This window comes from Armatimonas sp. (genome assembly GCF_043760365.1).
Classification (GTDB): domain Bacteria; phylum Armatimonadota; class Armatimonadia; order Armatimonadales; family Armatimonadaceae; genus Armatimonas.
Map to the genome: position 1 here is coordinate 1 of NZ_JAYUPA010001043.1, position 2,585 is coordinate 2,585.

Sequence of the window (2,585 nt, forward strand, 5' to 3'; positions counted from 1 at the left end):
GGTTCGTCAAAGCGCGATAAGACCGTGACAGCGGAGTTTTTCGGCGAGACCTTTGAAATTAGCCGTCAGGGTGTGGACGGCGACGAGAAAAAATTCGTAGAGCGCTTGGCCGAGCTAGATGGCACCGTGGACGCAATAGGCTTTGGGGGGATGGATCGCTATCTGTGGAGCGAGGGCAAGCGCTATGAGTTTGCGGTCTCTAAGAAGTTATTAGCCGGGGCGAAGAAGACTCCGGTTCTCGATGGCTCGGGCCTGAAAAATACACTGGAGCGCGCCGCTGTGCAGTGGCTCCAGAGCCATGATGTCGTGGATTTCAAAAATAAGAAGACCCTGATTGTCTCCGCCGTGGATCGCTTCGGGATGAGCGAGGCGCTGATTGCCTGCGGTGGGCAGATGTGTTTCGGGGACCTGATGTTCGGCCTTGATCTGCCCATCGGCATTACTAACCCGAAGCTGTTTAAGATCGTCGCACGCACACTCTTACCAATCGTGGTGCACCTGCCGCTCTCTGTGCTCTACCCCACGGGGGAAAAGCAAAACCATATTATTCCTAAGTGGGGCAAGTGGTACGCCTGGGCTGATGTGCTCGCGGGTGATTTTCTCTACATCCGCCGCCACATGCCGCAGGACTTGAAAGGCAAGATTGTTCTCACCAACACCACCACAGAGGAGAACCAGAAGGAACTCAAAGAGCGCGGTGTGGTGCAGCTTATTACCACCACCCCGATCTTTGACGGGCGCTCGTTTGGCACCAATGTGATGGAGGCGATGCTGGTGGCCATCAATGGTGGCAAAGAGATGCAGCCCGAGGAGTATTTGGCAATGCTCAATAAGCTCGACTGGAAACCCAACATCATCAATTTTTGACCGTCCCATGGAATGGGGCGTCTGCAATGGCACTACGTGCCGCAAAGCCCGTGCCGGGCTGGAGAAATAGGCTCGTAGCCCGGCACGGGCTTTGCGGCGGAGGCACGACGCCATTGCAGACGCCGGTTTCAACCGGCGGCAGGGACACGGGGAAAACAATGATGGATTTTCAAATAATTTCTCGCGGCGGGGAGGCCGGGCCTTACCAGGCATTTCCGGATGTCTGTCGGCTGAAGAACGGCGATTTATACTGTGTGTTCTACACAGGCTACGGCCATGTCTCATTGCCCGATAGGAGTAGGGGCTGGGCGCAGGGCGGGCGCATCTGCGCCATTCGGAGCCGGGACGACGGAAAGACGTGGAGTGCGCCGGTCACGATCTTCGACGATGCTCTGGACAACCGCGATCCGCACGTGGCGCAGCTCAAGGACGGCTCGCTGCTCTGCTCATTTTTCTCGCTCAAGCCGGGCACGGGGGGCAGACCCTACGATGGCATCGGGACTCAGCTTATTCGTTCCGTGGATGGGGGGAAGACCTGGGACAAAACCGCTCAGATTATCGCACCCGTGGGCTGGTACTGCTCCGCCCCAGTGCGTCAGTTACCGGACAATACTTGCGTACTGGGGCTCTACTACTTCGGTGGCGCGGGCAAGGAGTTCGGGGGCGTGATCCGCTCGACGGACTCAGGGCACACCTGGAGCGCTCCCATCTCTATTGGTGAGGGACAGGGAATCCCACTCGATGCTGAGACCGATGTGATTCGCCTTAAAGACGGCATGCTGCTCGCGGCGCTACGCTCCAGCAAAGTCAACCTGCACTTTGCCACGAGCCACGATAGCGGTAAGACCTGGGGACCGGCGTGCGATAGCGGGTTCAAGGGCCACGCACCGCACTTCACGCGCCTCAAAACGGGCGAGATTTTGCTGACGCACCGGCTTCCTCAGACCGCGCTGCACGTCAGCCGCGACGATGCAAGAACTTGGGAAGGGCCGTCTGAGATAGATAGCGTGATCGGGGCCTATCCCTCAACACTGGAACTAAAAGACGGCACGGTTCTGGTGGTTTACTACACCGAAGGTGCGGAGAGCCATGTGCGTGCGAAACGTTTTCAGTTGACTGCCACGGGCATCGTATTTTTGCCCTGGTAGAGAGAAAATAGAGAAATAAATGATGCAAAATAACAACGATAGTTTGTTTGCAGGTGCGGGGAAGCGCATTATCACGCCCAGTCCGCTCCTGCCGGTCTCGGGTGGGATGGGGCCAACGCGTCCGACGCGGGAGAAGCGCGGCGAGCTCATGGCACGGGCGCTCTATGTGCAGCGAGGCAGCACCAAGCTTGTTATTGTCGGGCTCGATCTGCTTGGATTTCCTGGGGTGCTGGCCGACAGAGTGCGTGCCCGCGTCCCGCGTGTCGCCGCCGATAACATTCTCATCGGCTCAACCCACACCCACAGCGCACCCGATTGCTATGCGTTTCCCGATGGCAAGGGGGGGCACACGGGTGATCTTGCCTTTATGGAGCGGGTCTGTGTGCGCACGGCGGAGGCAATTAACGAGGCGATAGACGCCGCGCAGCCCGCGCGGCTCCGTATCGCCACGGGCGAGGCGCAGGGGAAAATTGCCTATAATTACTACGCGCCTGATCTCTACGACCGCCGCATGTCCGTGATTCAAGCGCTCACTCCCGAGGGCAAGACAATCGCGACGCTCGTCAACTA

At 58.5% G+C, this 2,585-nt stretch carries 2 protein-coding genes and 1 pseudogene; all 3 read left to right on the forward strand.

The features are described from left to right. On the forward strand, nt 1-867 hold an 867-nt coding region (locus ACH2EH_RS26650; RefSeq protein ID WP_395146473.1), incomplete at its 5' end, for a quinate 5-dehydrogenase. 158 nt (nt 868-1,025) lie between these two features. Continuing rightward, nucleotides 1,026-2,015, forward strand: a complete 990-nt coding sequence (locus ACH2EH_RS26655; protein WP_395146475.1) for a sialidase family protein — start codon at nt 1,026-1,028, stop codon at nt 2,013-2,015. Nucleotides 2,016-2,034: 19 nt separating this feature from the next. Next, a pseudogene (locus tag ACH2EH_RS26660) lies at nt 2,035-2,585 on the forward strand (hypothetical protein); the annotation flags it as partial.

Coding starts and splice junctions, on each gene's coding strand:
- ACH2EH_RS26655 (WP_395146475.1), top strand. CDS start 1,026: ATGATGGATTTTCAAATAATTTCTCGCGGCGGGGAGGCCGGGCCTTAC.